This is a genomic window from Vibrio sp. Y176, from assembly GCF_033438945.1.
The window spans coordinates 1-632 of the sequence record NZ_JAWOQS010000709.1 but is presented as its reverse complement, the minus strand read 5'-3'; the positions used below and the strand labels follow the sequence as shown (position 1 = coordinate 632).

The 632-nt window shown below is 43.4% G+C and carries 1 protein-coding gene; it reads right to left on the bottom strand.

The window, feature by feature from the left end:
* Positions 1–43: 43 nt before the first annotated feature.
* Positions 44–632: GTP cyclohydrolase II (locus tag R7O13_RS28200; protein WP_318305365.1), on the bottom strand; the 589-nt coding region annotated here is incomplete at its 5' end.

Sequence of the window (632 nt, the reverse complement as noted above, 5' to 3'; positions counted from 1 at the left end):
GTGAGGCTTTTAACATTCATAATTGACAGTTTTCTCTTTAGGATTAAACCTTTAGGTTATGTTTGCCGTGAGAAACTTTCGCTCTAAGATAGTTTTCATTACCATCTTTAATGTGCGCCGAAGTATTGACAACTTCAGCAATCTCAATTCCGTATTCAGCTAATTCACGGATTTTCTTAGGGTTATTGGTCACAAGACGAATTTTCTTGATACCTAACGCTTCTAACATTTGTGCCGCTTCGGTGAAGTCTCTTAAATCATCATCAAAGCCTAAATGGTTGTTTGCTTCGTAAGTGTTCATCCCCTGGCTTTGCAGACGATACGCATCAATCTTGTTGTACAAACCGATACCACGGCCCTCTTGGCGAAGGTAAAGGATCACGCCGCCAGATTCGCCCATACGTTGGATCGTTTCTTCTAACTGCTCACCGCAGTCACAGCGAGATGAGTGGAAAACATCGCCAGTCAGACACTCGGAATGCATACGCACTAGCGGCGTGTCTTGCGTTTGATCCGCTTGTTTAAAAATAACTGCCACATGCTCTTTATCTGTCTTAAGGCCACGGAAAGACAGGATCTCCGCATCGATATTACTTTTAGCCCCGACTTTAAAATCTACTCTGGCACGTACT